Annotated in this window: 1 protein-coding gene and 1 pseudogene; both read right to left on the minus strand. The window is 55.8% G+C overall.

Annotation, left to right across the window (positions count from 1 at the left end; genetic code table 11):
• The coding region (gene yccS / locus ACTHSP_RS20155; RefSeq protein ID WP_440346788.1) for a YccS family putative transporter at positions 1 to 1,563 on the minus strand (1,563 nt) is incomplete at its 3' end.
• 165 nt (positions 1,564 to 1,728) lie between these two features.
• Positions 1,729 to 1,920 (minus strand): annotated as a pseudogene (locus ACTHSP_RS20160) (type IV pili twitching motility protein PilT); the annotation flags it as partial.

The following is a 1,920-nucleotide window of genomic DNA, read 5'->3' on the forward strand; positions in this document are numbered from 1 at the left end:
GGCGGCCCATGCGATAACGGAACCGACGATGGTGTCGATGATGCGGATGGGCATGGCGTGGTACACGTCCAAACCGGTAAGCGAGAGGCTGGTCAGGGCTTGGATGGTGATGAAGAAGGTGGAGAAGCTGTATTTGTAGCTTCGGGTCATGAAAAACAGGGTGGTGCTGGCGATAACAATCCAGAGCTTGGTTTCAACAGACGGGGTGAAGTAGGGGACGAGCGAACCGACAATCACGCCGAGAATCGTACCGGCAATGCGTTGGTACACGCGGCTTTTGGTGGCGGTGTAGTTGGGTTGGCAGACGAAAAGGGCGGTCAGCAGAATCCAGTAGCCGAGGTTGAGATGGAGGATTTCGACAATGATGCAGGCTGCGGCCACGACAATGGAGAGGCGGGTGGCATGGCGGAATACGCCGGAGTCGAAATTGAGCTGGCTGAGGACGGTCTCGCCGATATTGCGGAACTTGGTGTTTTCAAGGGCGGCGATGCGGGTATCGGCGTTGTCGTTTTCGGCAAGGGACGCATCGTTTTGCAGTTGCCGCAGTTGGTAATCGACACTGCTGAGGTTGTCGAGCAGGCGGCGGATATTGTGGAGGTTGGCATTGTCGGCATGGGTCTCGGCAAAATGGCTGAGGGATTGGCGGCAGCCTTCCATGGCGCGGCCGAGGCGTTTGCTGTATGCGTAGGGTTTGTTGTTGCGCAGGGAGGAGGCAACGTTGCGGCACGCCTGGCCTTGCATTTCGAGCAGGCGGCGGATGCGGAAGATAAGGTCGGTATTTTTGAGCTGCTCGGCCATTTCGCTGTAATCGACGTGGGCGGAGCTGATGCGTTCGTGCATGTCTTGCGCGCAGAGGTAGTAGCGCAGCATTTTGGCGGTACGCGGATGGCGGTGTTGGCCGCGCAATCGGTAGAAAAGTGCGCCGCGGCATTGGTTGAAGGCGGTAATCACGCCGGTATTGCTCATGGCCAAGTCGATTTGGCGGTTGCCCAACCATGCGGCTTCGTCGGGGTCGAAAAAGTCGGCTTTGGCATCGAAGTAGTTGCTGAGTGCATCGTAGGCATTGGCGACGGTTTCTTGGACGGGGCGGTGGGGCAGGATGATTTGGAAGATCAGGATGTTGACGCTGTATAGGACAGTACCCAGCAGAATCATGACGGGGTTGGTCAGCCAGTAGGTCTCGGGGGTGTAGGTCAGCGTGGTGTAGGTGGCGACGGCAAGCGCACCGAAAGCGAAGGTGCGGTATTTGAGGCCGACGGTGCCGAGGATGGTGAAGCCGAAAGTCATCAGGGTCATGGCCAAGATGAAGGGAACGCCTGTGCCGATGGTGCTTTGGGCAAGCAAAGAGGAGAGGGTAAACAGGGCAACGGTGATGACGATGTTTTTCAGACGGCCTGTGAGGCGGTTGTCCAAATCGACCAAACCGCCGGCAATAATGCCGAGCACGAATGGCATAACCAGTTTGGGCGTGTCGAAGTGCCAAACGAGGGTGGCGGCGATGAACACGCTGGCGAAGACGGGCAGGGAGGCAATGATCAGAGGTTTGAGCGGCGGAGTTTTCATGATGTTGTTGTTTATTATTCGTTATGAGGTGAATGATTGGATTTTAACAGGATTTTCAGTCGATTTCAGAATGCTTTAAATGAGATAAGGCCGTCTGAACGGATATGGGGAAATACTTGATTTCATTTCCACTCCCGTTCAGACGGCCTTTTTTGGCTTACGCCATTAGGTCATCAGGTTGAGGTCGCTGATGCGGTCGTAGAGGCGTTCGGTATTGTTGCCCTCGTCGTGCATTTGAATGCGCAGGTGCAAATCGTTGGCGGAAACCGCTTGGCGCAGGGCTTCGCTGAGTTCGATTTGGCCTTGTGCGTAGAGGTTGAAGAGGTTTTGGTCGAACGTCTGCATGCCGTTGCTGCC

The sequence above is a fragment of the Neisseria sp. P0001.S005 genome (assembly GCF_051963715.1).